18 protein-coding genes are annotated in these 19,662 nt (G+C 57.0%); 8 read left to right on the plus strand and 10 right to left on the minus strand.

Translation table 11 applies throughout. The features are described 5' to 3' along the window. Positions 1–249 precede the first annotated feature (249 nt). The 3 genes from EKL30_RS13960 (at position 250) to EKL30_RS13970 (ending at position 2,634) form a co-directional block, all read left to right on the plus strand. Positions 250–1,233: a tripartite tricarboxylate transporter substrate binding protein gene (locus EKL30_RS13960; RefSeq protein ID WP_126707837.1), complete on the plus strand. Its 984-nt coding sequence runs from the start codon at positions 250–252 to the stop codon at positions 1,231–1,233. Positions 1,234–1,310: 77 nt separating this feature from the next. Then, the gene (locus EKL30_RS13965) at positions 1,311–2,027 is read left to right on the plus strand and encodes a beta-ketoacyl synthase chain length factor (protein ID WP_126707838.1); all 717 of its coding nucleotides are present in this window, start codon (positions 1,311–1,313) and stop codon (positions 2,025–2,027) included. Between the two features lie 169 nt (positions 2,028–2,196). Further along, complete coding sequence (locus tag EKL30_RS13970) at positions 2,197–2,634, plus strand: nucleoside deaminase (RefSeq protein ID WP_126707839.1); 438 nt, start codon at positions 2,197–2,199, stop codon at positions 2,632–2,634. A 19-nt stretch (positions 2,635–2,653) separates the two neighbouring features. Here EKL30_RS13970 and EKL30_RS13975 read toward each other — a convergent pair whose 3' ends face one another. Continuing rightward, positions 2,654–3,124 carry an Lrp/AsnC family transcriptional regulator gene (locus tag EKL30_RS13975; RefSeq protein ID WP_126707840.1) on the minus strand — a complete coding sequence of 157 codons (471 nt, stop codon included), beginning with the start codon at positions 3,122–3,124 and terminating at the stop codon, positions 2,654–2,656. 137 nt (positions 3,125–3,261) lie between these two features. Here EKL30_RS13975 and mdeB point away from each other — a divergent pair, with 137 nt between their 5' ends. Further along, positions 3,262–5,907 carry an alpha-ketoglutarate dehydrogenase gene (gene mdeB / locus EKL30_RS13980; protein WP_126707841.1) on the plus strand — a complete coding sequence of 882 codons (2,646 nt, stop codon included), beginning with the start codon at positions 3,262–3,264 and terminating at the stop codon, positions 5,905–5,907. Here the strand turns inward: mdeB and EKL30_RS13985 are convergent. Genes EKL30_RS13985 through EKL30_RS13995 form a run of 3 tightly spaced genes read right to left on the minus strand, consistent with a single transcriptional unit; the run spans position 5,888 to position 9,092 of the window. Beyond that, the gene (locus tag EKL30_RS13985; protein WP_126707842.1) at positions 5,888–6,880 is read right to left on the minus strand and encodes a tripartite tricarboxylate transporter substrate binding protein; all 993 of its coding nucleotides are present in this window, start codon (positions 6,878–6,880) and stop codon (positions 5,888–5,890) included. The two genes, mdeB and EKL30_RS13985, sit on opposite strands and share 20 nt — an antisense overlap. Next, a complete protein-coding gene (locus EKL30_RS13990; protein ID WP_126707963.1) occupies positions 6,877–7,893 on the minus strand; it encodes an NADPH:quinone oxidoreductase family protein in 1,017 nt (338 codons plus the stop codon). The genes EKL30_RS13985 and EKL30_RS13990 overlap by 4 nt, the downstream gene beginning before the upstream one ends. Then, the gene (locus tag EKL30_RS13995; RefSeq protein ID WP_126707843.1) at positions 7,893–9,092 is read right to left on the minus strand and encodes a CaiB/BaiF CoA-transferase family protein; all 1,200 of its coding nucleotides are present in this window, start codon (positions 9,090–9,092) and stop codon (positions 7,893–7,895) included. Before EKL30_RS13995 ends, EKL30_RS13990 begins: the two co-directional genes overlap by 1 nt. 90 nt (positions 9,093–9,182) lie before the next feature. Here EKL30_RS13995 and EKL30_RS14000 point away from each other — a divergent pair, with 90 nt between their 5' ends. Next, on the plus strand, positions 9,183–10,118 hold the full coding sequence (locus tag EKL30_RS14000) for a LysR family transcriptional regulator (protein ID WP_126707844.1): 936 nt from the start codon (positions 9,183–9,185) through the stop codon (positions 10,116–10,118). Here the strand turns inward: EKL30_RS14000 and EKL30_RS14005 are convergent. Further along, positions 10,115–11,239 (minus strand): acyl-CoA dehydrogenase family protein, encoded by a 1,125-nt coding sequence (locus tag EKL30_RS14005; protein WP_126707845.1) that lies wholly within the window; start codon positions 11,237–11,239, stop codon positions 10,115–10,117. The genes EKL30_RS14000 and EKL30_RS14005 overlap by 4 nt on opposite strands. A 52-nt stretch (positions 11,240–11,291) precedes the next feature. Beyond that, positions 11,292–12,482 (minus strand): acyl-CoA dehydrogenase family protein, encoded by a 1,191-nt coding sequence (locus tag EKL30_RS14010; protein WP_126707846.1) that lies wholly within the window; start codon positions 12,480–12,482, stop codon positions 11,292–11,294. A 218-nt stretch (positions 12,483–12,700) separates the two neighbouring features. Here EKL30_RS14010 and EKL30_RS14015 point away from each other — a divergent pair, with 218 nt between their 5' ends. Then, the gene (locus tag EKL30_RS14015) at positions 12,701–13,669 is read left to right on the plus strand and encodes a tripartite tricarboxylate transporter substrate binding protein (protein WP_126707847.1); all 969 of its coding nucleotides are present in this window, start codon (positions 12,701–12,703) and stop codon (positions 13,667–13,669) included. A gap of 115 nt (positions 13,670–13,784) precedes the next feature. On the opposite strand, the gene EKL30_RS14020 is transcribed toward EKL30_RS14015, so the two are convergent. Genes EKL30_RS14020 through EKL30_RS14035 form a run of 4 tightly spaced genes read right to left on the minus strand, consistent with a single transcriptional unit; the run spans position 13,785 to position 17,800 of the window. Further along, complete coding sequence (locus tag EKL30_RS14020; RefSeq protein WP_126707848.1) at positions 13,785–14,777, minus strand: tripartite tricarboxylate transporter substrate binding protein; 993 nt, start codon at positions 14,775–14,777, stop codon at positions 13,785–13,787. Positions 14,778–14,834: 57 nt separating this feature from the next. Further along, positions 14,835–16,043, minus strand: a complete 1,209-nt coding sequence (locus EKL30_RS14025) for a CaiB/BaiF CoA-transferase family protein (RefSeq protein WP_126707849.1) — start codon at positions 16,041–16,043, stop codon at positions 14,835–14,837. After that, entirely contained in the window at positions 16,036–16,902 is an 867-nt protein-coding gene (locus tag EKL30_RS14030) for a MaoC/PaaZ C-terminal domain-containing protein (protein ID WP_126707850.1), read from the minus strand. Before EKL30_RS14030 ends, EKL30_RS14025 begins: the two co-directional genes overlap by 8 nt. 10 nt (positions 16,903–16,912) lie before the next feature. Next, positions 16,913–17,800, minus strand: a complete 888-nt coding sequence (locus tag EKL30_RS14035) for an SDR family NAD(P)-dependent oxidoreductase (RefSeq protein ID WP_126707851.1) — start codon at positions 17,798–17,800, stop codon at positions 16,913–16,915. A 286-nt stretch (positions 17,801–18,086) separates the two neighbouring features. Between EKL30_RS14035 and EKL30_RS14040 the strand changes: the two genes are divergently transcribed. Beyond that, positions 18,087–18,482, plus strand: a complete 396-nt coding sequence (locus tag EKL30_RS14040) for a Zn-ribbon domain-containing OB-fold protein (protein WP_126707852.1) — start codon at positions 18,087–18,089, stop codon at positions 18,480–18,482. Continuing rightward, positions 18,482–19,654: a thiolase gene (locus EKL30_RS14045; RefSeq protein WP_126707853.1), complete on the plus strand. Its 1,173-nt coding sequence runs from the start codon at positions 18,482–18,484 to the stop codon at positions 19,652–19,654. The genes EKL30_RS14040 and EKL30_RS14045 overlap by 1 nt, the downstream gene beginning before the upstream one ends. Positions 19,655–19,662 lie beyond the last annotated feature (8 nt).

Below are 19,662 nucleotides of genomic sequence, written 5' to 3' on the forward strand. Positions count from 1 at the left end.
GCACGCTGAAGCGTTCCACGACTACTGCAGAAATCCGAAGAAGCTATTCATTTATCTTGAAAGGTGCGCAGCAAATAACATGCTGTCTGTTGGTCCTCGCAAGTTTCATTTTTTTCGAAATAGGCATTCGTTGCGGACCGCTTTCACCGTAACGATTCAACCGCTACAAATGCAGTAGGGGTCAATGATGCTAATAGTAGAAAAACGTCTATCAGGACCCAAAAAAACATATATGAAACGGAGACTTTCATGACCAAACGCTGGCTTAACACGTTCATTTCCATTGCCGCTCTATCGTTCACCGTGGGTGCATCGGCGCAGGCCCAGACAGGGCCGTATCCCAATAAACCGATAAAAATTATTGTTCCGTTTGCCGCCGGCGGCAGCACCGACATCCTGGCCCGCATGGCAGCCGAGACACTGTCGTCCTCGCTTAAAAAACCGGTGGTCGTCGAAAACAAGGCCGGGGCCAGTGGAAATATCGGCATGGAATTCGTGGCGCGAGCCGCCCCAGATGGCTACACCTTGCTATTCACCAGCACCAACCTGACTCTTAACCCGGCAGTCATCAGCAAGGTCCCCTACGATCCGGTCAAGGATTTCGCGGGCGTAACCATGCTGGCGTTTGCTCCGCTACTGCTGATCACCCGTCCCGACTTCGCTGGCGGTAACTTGTCGTCGCTGATCAACTATGGCGTCGATCATCCCGGCGAGCTGAATTTCTCGAGCAGCGGAGCCGGTGGCGCGCCGCATCTGGCAGGCGAAATGTTGAAAATACGCAAGAACATCGACATGACCCACGTTCCATACGGTGGGGCCGCTCCGGCCATCACCGACATCGTGGCGGGGCAAGTGCAGATGACGTTCACCACCTATGTATCGGCCCAGGCCATGCTTACCGCTAATCGGCTCAAGGCGCTTGCCGTCGCAAGCAAAAATCGCCTGCCCGTTCTACCGAACGTACCGACCTTCGCCGAAGAGGGGCTGGACGATTTCGAGATAGGCACAATGTTCGGCTTGCTCGCCCCCAAAGGCACCCCGCAGCCGGTCATTCAGATGCTGCACGACGCCATTAAGAATGCCTCGGCAGCGCCGGAGTTCCAGCAAAAGATTATTCAGCAAGGGGCCAGCGTGGTCGTGAATACGCCCACCGAGTACGACACCTATCTACGCGAAGACGTCAGTAAGTGGTCAAAACTGATCAAACAAATCGGCAAGGTTTCGGCGAATTAGTTTGCGTGCCGTGGGCCAAGGCTGCAGCGTGCGGTCGCGAATAGCCCGGCAACAGGAGGCAAGTATAATTTGCCCCTATGGTGACATTCTCGATCGGGCAGTGGCGGGCGTGGGCGCCGGAAATGCGGGATGGGGAAAGCTGGATGCAGTGGGCCCAGCAACCCTATTGCCCGTTAGCCGACCACGAATCACCCCAACTAGATTTTTTAACCGCCGTGCAACGACGCCGTCTTAGTCCCATGGCGCGCATGGTGTTTGACTGCGCCTGGCCGCTCGCCACCGGCCGCCAGCCAATGCCCTTGGTATTTGCTTCCCAACATGGTGAAACCACCCGCAGCTTCGCTTTATTGCAAGCGATGGGCCGTCATGAAGGGCTATCGCCGACTTCCTTCGGCTTGTCTGTACATGACGCCGTCGCTGGGCTGTGGTCAAAAGTTAGCGGAGACAAAATTCAATCCATAGCTTTGTCTGTTAATTCCGATGGACTGGAACAGGCATTCTTGGAAGCGGCTTTTTTATTGCGCCGCGGAGCACGATCAGCGCTGGTTGTATTGGCGGAAGAACGCCCTCCTCCTGCTTATATGCCGTGGATATACGATGTACCTTTCTCCTACGCCGTCGCATTTCGAGTAGAGCGCGGTATGGAGTGGGGTTTAGAACTTTGCGAAGAACCCCTTATCGCAAGCGGTCAATGGTCGAATACACTGAACTTTGTTCAGCGATTATGCCTAGGTTCTACTTCGGTGAGTAATCCGTGCGAGAAAGGCCACTGGCGCTGGACACGCAATTTCTGAGCACCACGCCAGCATAATTGCTATCGCTGCATGCGCATATGAACACGATAAAAAGCTGGCGGCGCCTGACGTGGATCCCAGCTGTTATCTACTGCGAAGCTAGCGCATCTCCAAGATTCAACCCAAATTCGCCATATTGCCAAACGCCAAACATCACAAGGAGAGCCCCATGGATGTTTTCATGCAAGCCGCAATCGAAGAAGCCAGGCTAGGCCTGGCCCAAGGTGGCATACCGATCGGATGCGTCATCGTGCACAACGAGCGCATCATCGGGCGCGGCCACAACCGGCGTGTGCAAAAAGGCAGCGCCATCCTGCACGGCGAAATGGATGCCTTCGAAAACGCTGGTCGGCAACCGGCCAAGGTATACGCCGAGTCGGTGCTATACACCACCTTGTCGCCCTGCGCCATGTGCAGCGGCGCCATCCTTCTGTATGGGATTCCCAGAATCATCGTGGGCGAGAACCGCAGCTTCGTAGGAGAGGAAGCGTTACTGCGGTCGCGCGGCGTTCAGGTAGACGTTTTGCAGAATGCCGAGTGCATTGAGCTAATGCGCGCATTCATTGCCGCACGCCCGGAAGTATGGAACGAAGACATTGGGGTATAGCGAACCTGAAGGCAACCCGCTAGCGCGAGATCCCCAGCGGCAAGGCCGTTTTATAAGAAACCTGCTTCAGTGCAAAGCTGGAACGAATCTTGTCGATGCCAGGTATTGGCGTAAGCTGATTCAGTATAAAGCGCTCCAGCGCCCCTATATCTTTCACAGCGACCCGGATTAAATAGTCGGAATCGCCGGTCATCAGATAGCACTCCATGACTTCTTCGTGCACGGTAATGCGCTGTTCGAAATTGGCCAGCGCTTGCTTGTCTTGCGACTTCAGGCTGATGGAAATAAACACATTCAGCCCCAGCCCGAGGGCCGCCGCGTCGGCCAACGCCACATAACGAACAATAATGCCCGCGGCTTCAAGGGCCTTTACCCTGGTCAGACACGGCGACGGCGATAAATGCACGCGACGGGCAAGCTCGACATTGCTTAGCGAGCCGTCGCGCTGCAGCTCGTCGAGAATCCGCAAATCGGTCGTATCTAGCTTCATTATGTTGCCCAATGTGGTTATCCGGCATTTTATGCCGGATAAGGGCCCGTTTCAATGCATCTTTAACAGCCTATTTTTTCGCAAAACGAGCAGAATATCAAGACATCCCTAGGCCAGTACACACGGAAAGATAAGCCATGAACGCAGCAACGCCCTTCCAGCATTGGTCGACCGCCCTTGGCGACGCCGACATCGATCCTCAGGAGACAAGTGAATGGCATGATGCCTTCATGTCATTGCTGGAAGCGAACGGGCCGGCGCGGGCAAGCTTCATGCTAAATGAACTGCACCGTCTTGCTTCCCGGGCCAATGTCACCTGGAGACCTCCCATTGGGACGCCTTATGTGAACACTATTCCTCTTAAGCAGCAGCCGCCCTTTCCCGGTGATCTTGCGCTAGAGGAAAATCTGGGCGCAATCATGCGCTGGAACGCCTTGGCGATGGTGGTACGCGCCAACGCCGCCTATGGTGAACTGGGCGGCCATATCGCCAGCTACGCCAGCGCGGCAGACCTGTTCGAGGTCGGCTTCAATCATTTCTTTCATGCCCGCGACAACACGGGCAGCGGGCACGCCGGCGATCTGGTTTTTTTTCAGCCCCATAGTGCACCTGGCGTCTATGCACGCGCCTTCTTGGAAGGGCGACTAAGCCAAGCCGATCTGGAACATTATCGTCAAGAGCTTCGCGGCCCGCGCCATGGCGCACGGGGGTTATCTAGCTATCCGCATCCTTATCTCATGCCCGATTTCTGGCAATTCCCGACGGGCTCCATGGGCATAGGCCCAATCAGTTCCATCTATCAAGCGCGCTTTATGCATTACCTGACAGATCGCGGCATCGTGGACTGTACCGACCGTAAAGTGTGGGGTGTATTTGGCGACGGCGAGATGGATGAACCCGAATCCATGAGCGCCCTTACCCTTGCTGCGCGAGAAGGCCTGGACAATCTGGTATGGGTCGTGAACTGCAATCTGCAACGGCTGGACGGACCCGTTCGCGGCAATAGCCGGATTATCGACGAGCTCGAAAAGCTGTTTTTGGGCGCAGGCTGGAATGTCATCAAGACCCTGTGGGGCAGCGACTGGGACGGTTTGTTCGCACGCGATCATAGTGGGGCATTAACCGACGCCCTCTCCAATACGGTCGACGGCCAAATGCAAACCTTCGCCGCCAAAGACGGCCGCTTTAATCGCGATCACTTTTTCGGCCAAAACGAACATCTGAAACAGCTGGCCGAAGGGCTAAGCGACGAACAAATCGACAAGCTCCGACGCGGTGGCCACGATCTGGTGAAAATCTATGCCGCCTACGCGGCGGCGTCCCAGCATAAGGGTCAGCCCACGGTAATACTGGCCCATACTAAAAAGGGCTATGGCATGGGCGATGCCGGCCAGGGCCGCATGACTACCCATTCCCAGAAGAAATTTGATGAAACTGACCTGATGGCATTTCGCGACCGCTTCAGGCTGCCCCTGACCGATGCCCAAGTTCTAGGTCTGGAGTTTTACAAGCCGCCCGCCGAAACTCCGGAAATGCAGTATTTGCACGGGCAACGCAATAAGCTGGGCGGTTATCTTCCCGCGCGCCAGACCCACGCTGACACCGTGCCCGTACCGGAACTAGCAAGCTATGCCCGTTTTGCCACCGAAAGCGACGGCCGCGAAATGTCGACCACCATGGCCTTTGTACGCATGCTGGGCGCATTGCTGAAGGACAAGACACTGGGGCCGCGCATCGTACCCATTGTTGCCGACGAGGCGCGCACCTTCGGTATGGCCAATCTGTTCAAGCAGGTTGGCATCTACTCTAGCGTGGGCCAGCGCTACGAGCCCGAAGACATCGGGTCAATTTTGAATTATCGCGAAGCGGTAGATGGCCAGATACTGGAAGAAGGGATCAGCGAAGCCGGCGCCATATCCAGCTGGGTCGCAGCAGCCACCAGCTATAGCGTGCATGGCACCGCCATGCTGCCTTTCTATATTTACTATTCCATGTTCGGGTTCCAGCGCATTGGCGACTTGATCTGGGCAGCCGCCGACCAGCGTCCTCGCGGCTTCCTGATCGGGGCGACGTCAGGCCGTACGACCCTGGCCGGGGAAGGCCTGCAGCATCAGGACGGCACCAGTCATCTGTGGGCAAGCACGATTCCAAACTGCAAGGCCTACGACCCCGCGTTCGCGGGCGAGCTGGCGGTAATCGTCGACCGCGGCATGCACGAGATGATGGTCGAACAGCAAGACGTTTTCTATTACATCACCGCGATGAACGAAAACTATGCCCAACCCTCTCTGACTGATGGCGCGAGCGAAGCAATTCTGCGCGGTGGCTATCGCTATGCCCAATACGAAGCCCAAGATCGCGGCACCCTTCACCCCAGAGTGACCTTGTTGGGATCGGGCGCGATTCTGACCGAGGTCATCAAGGCCGCCCAGGAATTGGTGAACAAAGGAATAGCGAGCGATGTATTCAGCATTACCAGCTGGAGCGAACTGGCCCGTGACGGCCAGTTGCATCAATCGTCCCGGCTGCAGGGCGAACCGTTACCGGGCAGGCCCTTTATCAGCGAACAGCTTGCATCATGCAGTGGCCCGGTTATCGCCGCCACCGATTATGTGCGCCTGGTGCCGGAATCGATACGTGCCTATATTCCGGTCGGGCGTGAGTATATCTGCCTGGGCACCGATGGCTTTGGGCGTAGCGATACCCGTGCCGAGCTACGCCGTTTCTTTAAGGTGGATGCCGCAGCGATCGTCGATGCCGCGCTTATTGCAATGGCACATTAGCCTGCTTCACGAGTTCAGCCCATTTTTTCCCTTCGGCTTGCACATACTTCGCGAACTCCAAGGGGCTGGATCCTACCGGTTCTGCCCCCATGGTGGCGTACTGCGCCGCTACCTTGGGATCGCGCAGCGCCAGTTGTGCGTGTTCGGCCAATTTACTGACAATGGCAGGCGGGGTGCCTTTGGGCGCCCATAATCCGTACCAGGTGCTGATATCGAAATCGGGGAAACCGGATTCGGCGACGGTCGGCACGTCAGGCAAAGCCGGCACCCGTTTCTGCGTCGTCACGGCAATGGCGCGCAATTGCCCGGACTTAATAAAGGGCATGGCGGAAGGCATGGAATCGAACATCAGGTCCAACTGCCGGCCGACCAGATCGGTCAATGCGGGCGCACTGCCTTTGTAGGGTACGTGCTGCATCGGGATGCCGGCATGTATCTTGAACGATTCCCCCGACAGATGCTGCGCCGACGACGTGCCTGCCGAGCCGAAATTCAGGCCGTTTGGGCTACGTTTGGCTTCGGCGATGACGTCAGCCACAGTCTTGATCGGCGAGTCTTTGGGAACCACTAATACTAGGGGCACCGCAGCCAACTGGGTAATCGGCACGAAATCGTTGAACGAATCGTAGGCCATCTTTTTGTAAATATGCGGATTAATTACATGCAGCGACGCATTGGCCAAAAAGGTGTAACCGTCGGGTGCGGCGCGGGCAACCTGATCCGCGCCTATCATTCCACTGGCGCCGGCCTTGTTATCGACCACAATTGGCTGACCTATGGATTCAGCCATTGCGGCAGCGACGCCGCGCGCCACCAGATCAGTGGGGCCGCCCGGCGGATACGGCACCACCATTTTGATGGCTTTGCTGGGGAAAACGTCCGCGGCTTGCGCACCGAGCCCGACGACTGCCAGCAGAAGGAAGGCGCACTGAGCCACCCAGTAAGCAAGACGGTATCCTGATTGCGTTTTCATGGTTTTGTCTCCTGTCTTATCGTTAGAGCCACTTTGCCGATGACTTGGCGGCTATGGAGTGCACCGAGCGCACTGCCTAGCTCGGTAATAGGGTAAACCTGTGTAACGGTGGGCCGAATCCGCTTGTCGCGTGCCCAACCCAGTATGGTTTGCATGGCCCGCTGCAAGGCTGGGGCATGCACAATTCGCTCATCGGCGGGAGTCCAGCCGATATATCGTCCATAAAAAAAACTGTGCAATGTCAGGTTCTTGACCAGCATGATATTGGCCGGCACCTGCGGTAGAACACCGCTGGCGAAACCTATGCTCAGCAGCCTGGCATTGGGCGCGGCGGCACGTAGCGCCCAGGAAAACAGCTCGCCACCGACCGGATCCACAACAATGTCGGCGCCGCGCCCCTCTGTCATGGCTTTCACTTCAGCGGCCAGGCTGGCATCCGGCGCCACCACACCGCGCGCACCGCGCAGCAAGGCTTCACTGCGTTTCTGCTGCGTGCTGGCGCAAGCGATGACATCGGCGCCCATTTGGGCTGCCAGCTCGACGGCAGCCAAGCCGACCCCCGCGCCTGCGCCAAGGACGAGCACGGTTTCGCCTGGCTGCATCGCACAGCGCCAAAGCAGTCCGCAGTAAGCCGTGCCATACGATATAGGCACCGGCAAGGCCTCGAGAAGAGGCAAGCCACGGGGCACGGGATAGACGGTGTATTCCGGCACCTTGATGCGCTCCGCGTAACACCCCCAGTCGGCGATCGCCACCACCGGATCTCCTGGCTTTAAGCGGGTGACCGACTCGCCAACCGAAACGATATGGCCCACCGCTTCGGTACCCGGTATAAAGGGTAGTGCCGGTTTGGTCTGATAGCGGCCCGCGATCATCAGCCCCGTGGCGTGGCTGACACTGGCATAGGCGACGTCAATGATCACTTCGTGAGGGCCGGGCGCAGACGGCTCCTCGCAATGAACAAGCCGCACATCGTCAGTGGTGCCGTAGCGGTCACATTGCAAGGCCTGCATCATGCCGGCTCCGTGACTTCTGCGGTATCAGCCTGCTTGACCACGGCAGAATTCAGCAGTTCTGATATTTCATTTGAATCAAGCCCCGCCTCGCTCAAGATGGCGATCGTATGCTGGCCGATTGCGGGCGCGGGCTGCATCGCCTGCCTTCCCTTTATGCCGGGCAATCCAGGCAGCCGCAGCGTGCCCACGCCAGGTTGTTCAATGGTTTGCAACATATCCAGATGCGCCGTTTGCGGATGGGCCGCCACCGAGGCATAGTCGCGCACGGGAGCGTGCAGCACGTCGTACTGCTGAAGCCGCGCCACCCACACTTCGCTGGGCGCCTGCGCCAGCTGCAAGGCAATTTCCTTGTGCAGGTAATCACGTGCGGCCATGCGCTTTTCATTGGTTTGGAAACGGGGGTCGCTTGGCCAATCAGGGCGGTCCAGAGCCCGGCAAAGGCGGGCAAACTGATCGTCATTCAACGCCAGCACGGAAAGTTGTCCATTGGCGGTGGGGAATACACCATTGGGCGCACTTACCGCACCCACCGGCCGCCCACTGGCCAGGGTGAATGCCGCCATATCGTTGATTTGCAGAGCGGCGCAGGCCTCGAACAAACTGATCTCGAGATGGGTTCCGCTACCCGTCGAGAGGCGCTGATATAGCGCCGCTGCCAGCTGTTGCGCGGCATACAGGGCAGTGGATATATCTGCCAACAGCAGCCCGATGCGCCGTGGGTTTCCATCCGTGTCCTGGTTAGCAAACATCAGCCCCGTATCGGCCTGCATCACCGAGTCCGATGCCGGCGCCTGGGCATAGGGTCCGTCGGCCCCGTAACCGCTTATCGACACATAGATCAGTTGCGGCTTTACTTCTGCAAGGTCGTCGTAACCCACGCCCAGTCGCTGCGCCACACCGGGACGAAAATTCTGTACGACGACGTCTGCCTGTAACGCGAGCCGGCGAAGCAAATCTTTGCCCACAACCGACCGGGCATCGAGACACAGACCTTGCTTACCCGCGTTATAACTGATCGACAGCGCACTATGCTGGCCGCGCACGACGCCAACGTTGCGCCCCCAGTCGCCTTCGGGAGGCTCGACCTTAATGACATGGGCTCCCTGCTGCCAAAGTATTTGGGTGCAATAGGGGCCGGCAATACCCTGGCTGATGTCAAGGACCCGTAAACCGGAGAATGGCAAGTTAAGGCTCATAGCGATCTTTTCTAAAAGAGTCGTTCCCATGCTAGCATCGGGCTTATTGATAAACAATGCCGCTAAATAGACCACCAATGTTGACTAAAAATGGACAATAAGCTGGACCTGAACCTGATTCAGTTATTCGTGACGATTGTTCAATCGCAAACACTCAGCGAAGCCGCCAGGCGTACCGGAATGACGCGATCCAACGCCTCGCGGCAGCTCAAGGCACTAGAGATGGAGATGGGCGCGCAACTGATGCGGCGAACCACCCGGCACATGGAAATCACGGAAGCCGGCCAGTTACTCTACGAGCATGGTTTGCGCATGTTGGAGGAGGCAGAAACCGCACGCGCCTCGATTGACAGTCTGGGTAAAACGGTGCGCGGCGATGTTCGCATCCGGCTACCTACCGGCATGGGCCATTTGTATCTCGCCCCGGTCTTGATCGAATTCGCGCGCACGTATCCCGACGTCACATTGAGGGTGTTGATCAATGATTTCATTGGTGACTTGATCTCGGCCGAGGTCGATCTGGCACTGAAAATTACGTCGGCACCATCGGAAGACCATGTCGCACGAAAAATTTGCGATATCGCCTGGTGTCTGTGCGCCAGCCCGGAATTCATTGCGCGCGCCGGCCCGCTGTCTACGTTGGAAGACCTTGCAAAATGCACCCTTATCGCGCCAGCGTCGCTGGGTCGTCGATTTGACCTGAAACTCGTATCTAAAGGCATGCGCATGCTGCTACGAGTCGCACCGCGATTGCAGTCCGGCGACTATCCTTACTTGCTGGAAGCGACGCTGTCGCACCTCGGGGTGGCGCTGCTGCCCCGCTACGCCGTCTGGAAGCAGCTCAAGGCGGGGCTTCTGCGCGAAATACTACCCGAGTACGAGCCAGAAGGCGTGGGCAACAGCGTGTACTTACTAACCGCCGCGAATCGCTTTCCAACGATGGCCACCCGTACCCTCATGAACTTCATAACGGAACAGATCCAACTGAATGAACCCGACTGGCGGCGGCCCGATGCGCAGCGTTAATTTGCTCGGTCAAACAATTGTTCAAGGCGCTGCAGATGAAAATCGGTATCGCCAAGCAAATAGTCGGTAAACGTCAAGCGTTTGAAATAGTCACCCACCTCGAGTTCGTCGGTCATGCCCATACCGCCATGAAGTTGCACCGCATTCTGACCAACGAAGCGACCGGCCTGGGCGACCGATACCTTGGCCGACGATAGCAACCCGCGCCGTTCATCGGCATTGCTCGCGCTTAAGGCAGTGGCCGCCACATAAGCCATGGACACAGCAAGTTCTTTGTGCAGCAGCATATCCGCCAGGCGATGTTGCAACACCTGGAATTCGGCCAAAGGTCGTCCGAACTGCCGGCGCGTTTTCAGGTATTCGGCAGTGATCTCGACCAGGCGTTCCATGGCACCGGCGGCATGGGCACAAAGCGCTGCAACCCCGTAATCTAGAGCGGTAGCCAGAGCGTCGTCGGCAAGCTGGCCGCGGGCGATCAATGCTTGCTGCGGAACGGAAACCGAGTTCAGGCTGATGCTGGCGCAGCGGTAGCGGTCCATTGTCGGAAAGTCCTGGATGACCACGCCCGTCGCATCGGCGGGCACAAGAAAGAGTGCCGTTTCGTTATCGAGCACGGTACTGACGATGAGTTGGTCGGCGCTTGCACCGAGCCACACCAGTTTCTTGGCGCCATCCAAGGTAAATCCGCCAGGGTTTGCCACCGCACTGGACGTCGCCGCACCTACCTCGTTACGCTGATCGAGCTCGAGATACGCCACTGCACACACCAGCGAACCCGATGCCATCAAGGGCAGAATTTCTGTCTTGAGTGGCTCGTTGGAACTGTTCAGGAGCAGAGTGGTACAGATGACGGCGCTGGGAATCACCGGCTCGGACACCAGGCCGCGTCCCAGCTCGAACTGGACCGCTACCAGGGTCGCGGGCGACTCCCCGTATCCTTCGTATTGTTCGGGTATTAGTAAACCGCACACGCCCAGGTCGGCCAGCGACTGCCACGCGGCCTGATCAAGTCCCTGCTGTTGCGCGCGTTCTCGACGCTTGGCTAAGGCCCAGTTATCGGACACGAGCCGACGCAGGCTATCGGTGAGCATGCGCTGTTCTTCGTTATACGTAAAATCCATTTTTCGCTTCCTGTGGAATAAGAGCTACCCCGTTATTGGCCGAGACCCGCGATCACAGTCCAAGAATCATCTTGGCAATGATGGTCTTTTGCACTTCGGTGGTTCCCCCATAAATCGTGGTTTTACGCATATCGAAATAGCCGGCCGATGCCGCTGCGGCGAACTCAGGGCCCGGTCCGAAGATGTCTGCGTCGGATTCCATCCAGCTGGGGTCGTACGGCCAGGCGTCGATCCCCATGACTTCCAGTTGCAGCATGGCAAGATCCTGCTGGATCTCTGAGCCGCGAATTTTCAGTATTGACGCCTGCGGCCCAGGGCCCTGGTCGCTGTTGGTTGCCACACGCAACAGCAACATTTCCAGCGCCAGGATATCGATCTCGATACGAACTATTTTTTCCTTAAGCCGCGTGTTCTGGTTTGCTGGCCTGCCATCAACCAGCGTTTCTGCCGCTATATTTTTCAGTATTTGCAATTCGCGGTGACAATGGCCTATACCGGCAATACCCGTACGTTCGTGACCCAGCAAATACTTGGCATAAGTCCAACCTTCGTTCTCTTGGCCGACCAGGTTCTCGAACGAGACCTTGACATCGTCGAGCCACACTTCGTTGACATCGACACCGCCGTCCAGCGTACGAATGGGCCGCACCGTAACGCCAGGCTGACGCAGGTCAATCAACAGCAAAGAGATGCCGCGCTGGGGCTTGGCCTCGGGATCCGTGCGCGCCAGGCAGAACATCCAATCTGCGTACTGCCCCAGTGTGGTCCAGGTTTTTTGCCCGTTGACCACGTAGCCTTCGGCGGTTCGGGTCGCGCGTGTTTTGAGCGAGGCCAGATCGGAACCCGAGCCGGGCTCGGAATAACCCTGGCACCACCAATCTTCAACCGTCAGCATCCGCGGCAGAAAGCGTTCTTGTAGTTCCTTGCTACCGTATTTAATCAGGACCGGCCCGATCATGCCTAAACCGAAAGGCAGCAATCGTGGCGCCCCGCCCTTGGAACATTCGATTTCGAAGATCAGCCGCTGCAAGGGACCCCAACCGGTGCCGCCAAACTCGACCGGCCAGGTCGGAGCGCCCCAACCCTTGCGGGCAAGGATGCGATGCCACCGAAGGTAATCGTCTTTATCCAGACGCTGATGCTTGAACACCTTTGCACGAATGTCGGCCGGCAATTCTGTCTGGACAAAATCCCGGACTTCTTCTCGGAATGCAAGTTCGTGCTCGTTCCAGGTCAAATCCATAGCAATTCTCCTTTAGCATCGAATCTAACCAGTTACGATGCACTTGAACAATACCGCATTTCGAAAGCCCGTCTTCATGTATTACAAACAGCATCCTGAAGAACAAAAGCGCAAAAGCCCCTGTTCACCAAAACGAAATTGCCAAGGAATAGAATTGCAGGGAGACTGAAGCGGCATCATGTTTGACTACTACTTTTAAAAGAACCGGAGACACTTACATGAAATTGAACGCCATGCTCTTTCTGGCCAGCAGCATTATTACTGTAGCCAATGTGCAGGCGCAGTCGACGTGGCCAGCGCAGCCCATCAAGCTAGTGGTCGGCTATTCACCTGGCGGCCCAGTTGACACCACCGCCCGCACATTTGCCAAGTACCTGGGTGATGAACTCAAGCAAAGCGTAATCGTTGAAAACCGCACTGGTGCAAGCGGCATGATTGCCGCCGAATCGACCTTTCGCGCGCAACCCGACGGCTACACGATCAACTTTGTCGCCAGCCCCACCCTGACCATTACACCGCTAATTCAAAAGAACACCAAGATTGACCTGAACGAGGACTTTACCTATATAGGCAATATCCTGAATTACACCAATGTCCTGGTCATCAACAAAGATATACCGGTAAAAAGCGTTTCCGAACTGGTTGCTTATGCCAAGAAAAATCCGAATGCGGTATCGTTTGGATCAGCCGGCGTGGGTGGATCGAACCACCTTTCGGCCGAATTGCTTAAGCAAAAAACGGGCACCGAGATGCTGCATGTGCCATACCGTGGCAATTCGCCGGCAATGATCGATGTCATTGGCGGAAAAATCACCTTTATGTTCGACATTACCAGCACCGCTATTCAATACATCGAAAGCGGCAAAGTACGCGCGCTGGCCGTGACGTCGCGTGAACGCAATGCCGGCCTGCCCGACGTGCCCACCATGATAGAAGCCGGCGTCAAAGACTACGAAGTCACAGGATGGTATGCGCTGATCGGCCCGAAGAATTTGCCGGCCAACATTCACGAACGACTCGAGACCGCCTTAAAGAATATTGCAAAGAATCCTGAATTCATCAAGTCGATGGAGGCCGGTGGTTACACCATCAATCTTACCAACGGTGCCGATCTCAAGGCCAAAGTGAAGCGCGAGTACGCCATGTGGGACGACGTCATCAAGAAAGCCAATATCCAGGCTAACTAAAGCAGTCCGCCCGCGGTTTAGCCCGGGTGTAAAAAAGCTTCCGATGCCAGATGTGAATGGCGAATCGGAAGCTTTTTTTATGGCTTGCCCTGGCTGGATTTACCAATGCGGCGCATTAATCCACCTTGATGTTGGCGTCCTTGATCACTTTCGCCCACTTGTTGATTTCGTTGTCCAGAAATTTGGCGAAGTCCTCTGGCGTTCCTGGCATGGGCTCAGCCCCGGCTGCGGCCATTGCCGGGCCCACAGCGGGATCCTTCAAGACCGTGACCAGATCCTGATTGAGCTTCTTGATGATAGCCTGAGGAGTACCTTTTGGCGCCATCAACCCCGACCACGAATACGCTTCGTAGTTGGGTACACCAGCCTCGGCAATGGTTGGAACGCCGGGGGCGAGCGGCGAGCGCTCTGGGTTGCCAACCCCCAGCGCCTTAATATGGCCCGACTTGATGAACGGCAAGGCTGACGGCGCATCGGCAAACATGACCTGGACCTGGCCGCCTACGAGATCCTGCATCGCAGGGGCGCTTCCACGATAGGGAATGTGCTGCAACTTGACGCCAGCCAGACTGTTGAACAGCTCTCCGGCCAAGTGCGTGCCGCCCCCTGTCCCGGAAGAGCTGAACGACACTTTGTTCGGGTGCTCTTTAGCGTAGCTGATCAATTCCTTGACGTTGCTTACCGGCAAGGACGGATGCACCACCAGAATGATCGGGAATCGGGCTACCGAGCCCACGGGCTCGAAATCCTTTTGTATGTCGTAACCCAGGTCTTGGCGCAGACTGGGCAATACGGAATGATGGATAGCGGGAAAGAAAAAAGAATAGCCGTCGGGCTTTTCTTTGGCCGCATGCCGCGCAGCAACGATACCGCCAGCGCCGGCCCGATTATCGACCACAGCCGGTTTACCCCACATTTCCCCCAGCGGCTTGGTGACAAAACGGGCGGCGGTATCCACCGGGCCACCCGGCGGAAACGGAACAATAAAGTTGACGGCGCGCTGCGGCCAGGCAGCGTCTGCCGCCCAAACAGTCGACATGGGCGCGGCTGCAGCAAGTGCTCCCAGCGCTATTCCTGCAAGCGCCTGGCGCCTAGTGATGGTTTTCATAAAGGTCTCCTCCAACTTCCAGTGTTGATTAAGCGGCTCAACCGCGCTAGATGCAGATCAGGACGCGCGGCCTTTGCTTGCCAGGCCCAGCTCGCTGAGGATTTCCTCGGTATGCTGGCCAAGCAATGGGGGCGCCATCCGGTATTGAATAGGCGTCTCTGAATAACGAATCGGGTTGGCCGTGGTGGGTGCCGTCCCCGCTGTCGGGTGTGGCAACGTCTTCCAGATTTCGCGCGCCTTGACTTGCGGGCTGGCGAAGACCTGCTCGATGTTATTGATGGGGCCACATGGAACCCCGGCACCCTGCAGAGCCGAAATCCACTCGTCGCGGGTTCGCGTTCGCATGATGGATTCCAGCTCTTTGATCAGAACCACTCGATTGATCAGCCGCTGGCTATTCGTCACGTAATCAGGATTCGTGGCCAGATCAGGCCTGCCGATGACCTGACAATAGGCGCGGTACTGGGAGTCATTACCCGTTGCGACAATAAGGTGCCCATCGCTCGAAGCAAACACTTGATACGGAACCACATTCTGATGCGCATTACCGGCGCGCTTGGGGGCCACCCCGGAAGTCATGTAGTTCAAATTCTGGTTCGCCAGCATCGCCACATGGCAATCCAGCAGAGCAACATCAATAAACTGCCCCAGGCCGCTGCGATTCCTTTCCTGCAAGGCACCCATGATGGCCACCGTCGCATACATACCGGTGATGAGGTCGGTGACCGCGACGCCGGCCTTTTGCGGCCCGCCGCCTGGCAAGTCATCGCGCTCGCCCGTGATGCTCATCAGGCCGCCCATGCCCTGGATCATGAAGTCGTATCCGGGCAATGACGCCATGGGGCCAGTCTGGCCAAAACCGGTAATCGAGCAATAGATCAAGCGCGGATTGATAGCTTTCAGCGTGTCGTAATCAAGTCCATATTTCTTCAGACCCCCGACCTTGAAGTTTTCGACCAGGATATCGCATTTGGCCGCCATTTCCCTGACCAGCTCAGCGCCTTCGGGACTGGCGATATCAATGGCGATTGACCGCTTGTTCCGGTTGGTGCTCAGATAATAGGCTGCCTCGCCCGTGTCGGCGCCGTTAGCATCTTTCAGATACGGCGGCCCCCAGCCGCGGGTGTCATCACCCGAACCCGGACGCTCGACCTTATAGACGTCCGCCCCTAAATCGGCAAGGTTCTGGCTGCACCATGGGCCGGCCAATACTCGAGACAGGTCCAGCACTTTTATGCCGTCCAGTGGCGCCAAACGTTCACTCATTTTTCACTCCTGCAACTCCGTTACTTAACACCACGATGTCGCGCTCGGCGACCTTGGCTTGAAACTGCACTGTACCAGCGCCGCCATCCCAGATTTCAACTATCAATGTCTCGCCTGGATAAACGGGCGCAGAAAAGCGCGTATTCAAATAAGTAAGACGAGCAGCATCGTATGCGCATAAGGTTTTGACCAGCGCATGCGCCGCAACACCATAGGTGCACAAGCCATGCAATATAGGCTTAGGGTAACCGGCCTCGCGGGCGACGCCGGGATCCACATGCAAGGGATTAGGATCGGCATTAAGGCGGTACAACAATGCAGCCTGCGGCAACGTTGGCAGCTCGCACACGTGGTCCGGACGCCTTTCAGGAACTTTGGGCAATGCTTCAGGGGCTTGGTCGCCCTTGCCGAAACCGCCATCGGCCCTGCAGAAGGTGGTCTGTTCCACCGTTGCGAGCAAGGTTTCGTCGGCAGCGTTGTACAGTTTGCGCTCTACAACGACCAGTGCGCCTTTATCGCTTCCCTTATCGATAACGTGCGACACCCGGCTGCGGCCTATCACCTCGCCCTCAACGGGAAACGGCCGGTGAAAGCTCATGCGCTGTTCGCCGTGCACCAACTTTACCCACGTGATCTTCGCCTTGGGGTCTTGCATCCAAAATCCCGGATATCCCAGTACGGCTGCCATCGTGGGGAATACCTTAAGACGAGCCTCGTAAACAAACGCCAGCTGTGCTTCGTCCAGGGGATCCTGCCCCAGGCCTATGCTTAGCGCGTACAGAATGGCATCTTTTTGTGTGTACGTTTGGCGCACATCGGCGAATTTCCACGCCTTGATCAGATCATAATCCAGTGCCATGGCCGCCCCCTTAGATAGGATCCCAGCCTATCACTTCGGGCGAACGTTCCAGCTTGTAGAAATCGTTCTTCATGGCGGGCACCGCGATCTCCGCGATCGCTTCGGGTGTCCAGCCGGTAGACATATGCACGGAGCGCACCGGGCGCGGCTGGCTGAACAGCATGATCTCGTTGGCGCGAACGGCGAAAATCTGAGCCGTGACTTCGCTGGCCGCATCGCTGCCCAGATACACCACCAGAGGAGCGATCTTGCCCGCTTCCATCTTCTGCAGCTTCAGCACGCGTGCTTTTTCATCTGGCGTTTCGGCCGGAATGGAACTGGTCATGCTGGTCCATGCAAAGGGTGCAATGCAATTGGAACGAACATGGAAACGCGACATATCAAGGGCAATCGACTTGGACAAACCCACGATGCCCATCTTGGCGGCCGAATAATTCGCCTGGCCAAAATTGCCGATCAGACCCGACGTTGAAGTCATATGTATGTAGGAACCCGATTCCTGTTCACGGAAATAAGGGGCAGCGGCACGGCTGACGTAGAACGAACCGTTCAAATGCACGTCCAGCACCTGCGACCATTCGTCCTCGCTCATCTTGTGAAACAAGCGATCGCGCAAGTTACCGGCGTTATTGACGATGATGTCTATTTTCCCATAAACATCGATAGCGGCCTGGACAATATGTTCAGCGCTTTCCCGGCCGGCGACACTGTCGGAATTGGCCAGCGCCTGTCCGCCCGCCGCCTTGATCTCATCGACCACGCCTTGAGCAGCCGCTGCGCTGATGTCGTTGACCACGACCTGCGCGCCCGAGGCGGCCAGCGCCAGGGCAATTCCTTTACCGATGCCGCCGCCTGCTCCAGTTACTACGGCTACCTTGCCCGCTACGATCTGGCTCATTTCCTGTATCTCCTGTGATGTGTCTTGCCGCTCGACGAGCACCTGGCCCTGCCGTGGCACATGAATCCGGTACGGCGCCCAGTATGGCGCATGGCTAATCACAGTAGAGGAAATCACTATTGGCTTCAACTTCATTTTTGAAAAGAGCCACTTAACGCGGCATTAAGTGAATGAGAATCCAGACCCCACTTAATATGGGCAAAACACAGACCTAACAAAAACGAGATTGCCCTTACGCCAATAGCAGGCGGACAATGGTTCGCTAACTATTGGAGGACAAACAAGCATGTCGGATGCAACATCATCGCCGGCTGTAGGCGCCGATAAGTATTATCGCGACCAGCTCGAGCTAGGCAATTTCGTGATCCAACGCTGCCAGTCGTGTGCCAGCGGAATCTTCTACCCTCGCATGATCTGCCCCCACTGCGGTTCGGACAGCCTTGAATGGTTTGCTCCATCGGGAAAAGGCACGGTGTATTCGACAACCGTTGTAAGGCGTAAAGCGGAACAAGGCGGCGACTATAACGTTGCACTCATCGACCTGGCCGAAGGCCCGCGCATGATGTCGCGCGTTGACGACCTGGCGCCCGAATCCGTCACCATCGGCATGCCCGTAACAGCCCAAGTGAAAGACGCAGACTCAGGAAAAATCGTGGTATTTGTCAAAGCGGAGACCAAATAATGATAGACAAGAAACTCCGCGGAGCCGTCGCCATCGCCGGTGTAGGACAAGCTGGCCTGGGACAGGCCCATGGCTATACCGAAATGGAAATCCTGGTTCAGGCCGCACATCGTGCCGTCGCCGACGCCGGCCTTACCATGCAGGATATCGACGGCATCGCTACGGCGAGCGTGTCAGCCACCATGTGGGCCATGCCGGTCATTGAACACCTGGGAATCAAGCCTACGTTCATCGACAGCACCATGCTGGGCGGCTCCAGTTTTGTGGCCCACCTCATGCCCGCCATTCAAGCGCTGGAATCAGGCCAGTGCAACGCGGTACTGGTTTGCTACGGCAGCACACAACGCACTTCGACGGTCGGCCGCGCCGAAATCGGCAATGCCAGGCGCAAGCTCGACCCGCAACCCTACGAGGCTCCGTACCATCCGCTGAACCCCTTAAGTTCATATGCACTGGTCGCTGCGCGTCACATGCATCAATACGGTACGCGTCGCGAACACCTGGCCGAAGTCGCCGTTGCGGCGCGCCAATGGGCGCAGTTAAATCCGGAAGCGACCCAGCGCGACCCACTGACAATCGAAGAAGTATTGTCGTCGCGCATGGTGTCGGATCCCCTCTCGGTTCGAGACTGCTGCTTGGTCACCGACGGTGCAGGCGCCTATGTACTGGTGCGAGCCGATCGCGCCAAAGACATGAAGCAAAAACCGGTATATGTATTGGGCAATTCCACTGCAGTATGGAACAGGCAGATTTCATCGATGGCCGACCTGACCATCACGGCTGCGCAACAGTCCGGGCGGCTCGCTTTCGAAATGGCTGGGCTTACCCCTAAAGACATTGACGTGGTCGAAGTCTACGATGCCTTCACCATCAATACGATTTTGTTCCTGGAAGATTTGGGCTTTTGCAAAAAAGGCGAAGGCGGCGACTTCGTCAGCAATGGCGGCATTGCCCCCGGGGGCCGACTACCAGTCAATACCAACGGTGGCGGCCTATCGTGCATACACCCGGGGATGTACGGCATTTTTATCATGATCGAAGCGGTCAGGCAGTTACGTGCCGCTTGCGGCGACCGCCAGATCGAAGGCGCCGAGATCGCCTTGGTACATGGAAACGGCGGGACATTGTCCAGCCAGTCCACCGCCATACTGGGCACACAAGCAGCACTTTAAGCTGCAAT

Source organism: Candidimonas sp. SYP-B2681, assembly GCF_003971065.1.
GTDB lineage: Bacteria > Pseudomonadota > Gammaproteobacteria > Burkholderiales > Burkholderiaceae_B > Pollutimonas.

Excerpts from the sequence above, each read along its gene's own strand:
- EKL30_RS13995 (WP_126707843.1), bottom strand. The coding sequence starts at position 9,092 with ATGAGCCTTAACTTGCCATTCTCCGGTTTACGGGTCCTTGACATCAGC.
- EKL30_RS14025 (WP_126707849.1), bottom strand. The coding sequence starts at position 16,043 with ATGAGTGAACGTTTGGCGCCACTGGACGGCATAAAAGTGCTGGACCTG.
- EKL30_RS14020 (WP_126707848.1), bottom strand. The coding sequence starts at position 14,777 with ATGAAAACCATCACTAGGCGCCAGGCGCTTGCAGGAATAGCGCTGGGA.
- EKL30_RS13965 (WP_126707838.1), top strand. The coding sequence starts at position 1,311 with ATGGTGACATTCTCGATCGGGCAGTGGCGGGCGTGGGCGCCGGAAATG.
- EKL30_RS14030 (WP_126707850.1), bottom strand. The coding sequence starts at position 16,902 with ATGGCACTGGATTATGATCTGATCAAGGCGTGGAAATTCGCCGATGTG.
- EKL30_RS13970 (WP_126707839.1), top strand. The coding sequence starts at position 2,197 with ATGGATGTTTTCATGCAAGCCGCAATCGAAGAAGCCAGGCTAGGCCTG.
- EKL30_RS14015 (WP_126707847.1), top strand. The coding sequence starts at position 12,701 with ATGAAATTGAACGCCATGCTCTTTCTGGCCAGCAGCATTATTACTGTA.
- EKL30_RS13985 (WP_126707842.1), bottom strand. The coding sequence starts at position 6,880 with ATGAAAACGCAATCAGGATACCGTCTTGCTTACTGGGTGGCTCAGTGC.
- EKL30_RS13960 (WP_126707837.1), top strand. The coding sequence starts at position 250 with ATGACCAAACGCTGGCTTAACACGTTCATTTCCATTGCCGCTCTATCG.
- EKL30_RS14005 (WP_126707845.1), bottom strand. The coding sequence starts at position 11,239 with ATGGATTTTACGTATAACGAAGAACAGCGCATGCTCACCGATAGCCTG.
- mdeB (WP_126707841.1), top strand. The coding sequence starts at position 3,262 with ATGAACGCAGCAACGCCCTTCCAGCATTGGTCGACCGCCCTTGGCGAC.
- EKL30_RS13975 (WP_126707840.1), bottom strand. The coding sequence starts at position 3,124 with ATGAAGCTAGATACGACCGATTTGCGGATTCTCGACGAGCTGCAGCGC.
- EKL30_RS14035 (WP_126707851.1), bottom strand. The coding sequence starts at position 17,800 with ATGAGCCAGATCGTAGCGGGCAAGGTAGCCGTAGTAACTGGAGCAGGC.
- EKL30_RS13990 (WP_126707963.1), bottom strand. The coding sequence starts at position 7,893 with ATGCAGGCCTTGCAATGTGACCGCTACGGCACCACTGACGATGTGCGG.
- EKL30_RS14040 (WP_126707852.1), top strand. The coding sequence starts at position 18,087 with ATGTCGGATGCAACATCATCGCCGGCTGTAGGCGCCGATAAGTATTAT.
- EKL30_RS14000 (WP_126707844.1), top strand. The coding sequence starts at position 9,183 with ATGGACAATAAGCTGGACCTGAACCTGATTCAGTTATTCGTGACGATT.
- EKL30_RS14010 (WP_126707846.1), bottom strand. The coding sequence starts at position 12,482 with ATGGATTTGACCTGGAACGAGCACGAACTTGCATTCCGAGAAGAAGTC.
- EKL30_RS14045 (WP_126707853.1), top strand. The coding sequence starts at position 18,482 with ATGATAGACAAGAAACTCCGCGGAGCCGTCGCCATCGCCGGTGTAGGA.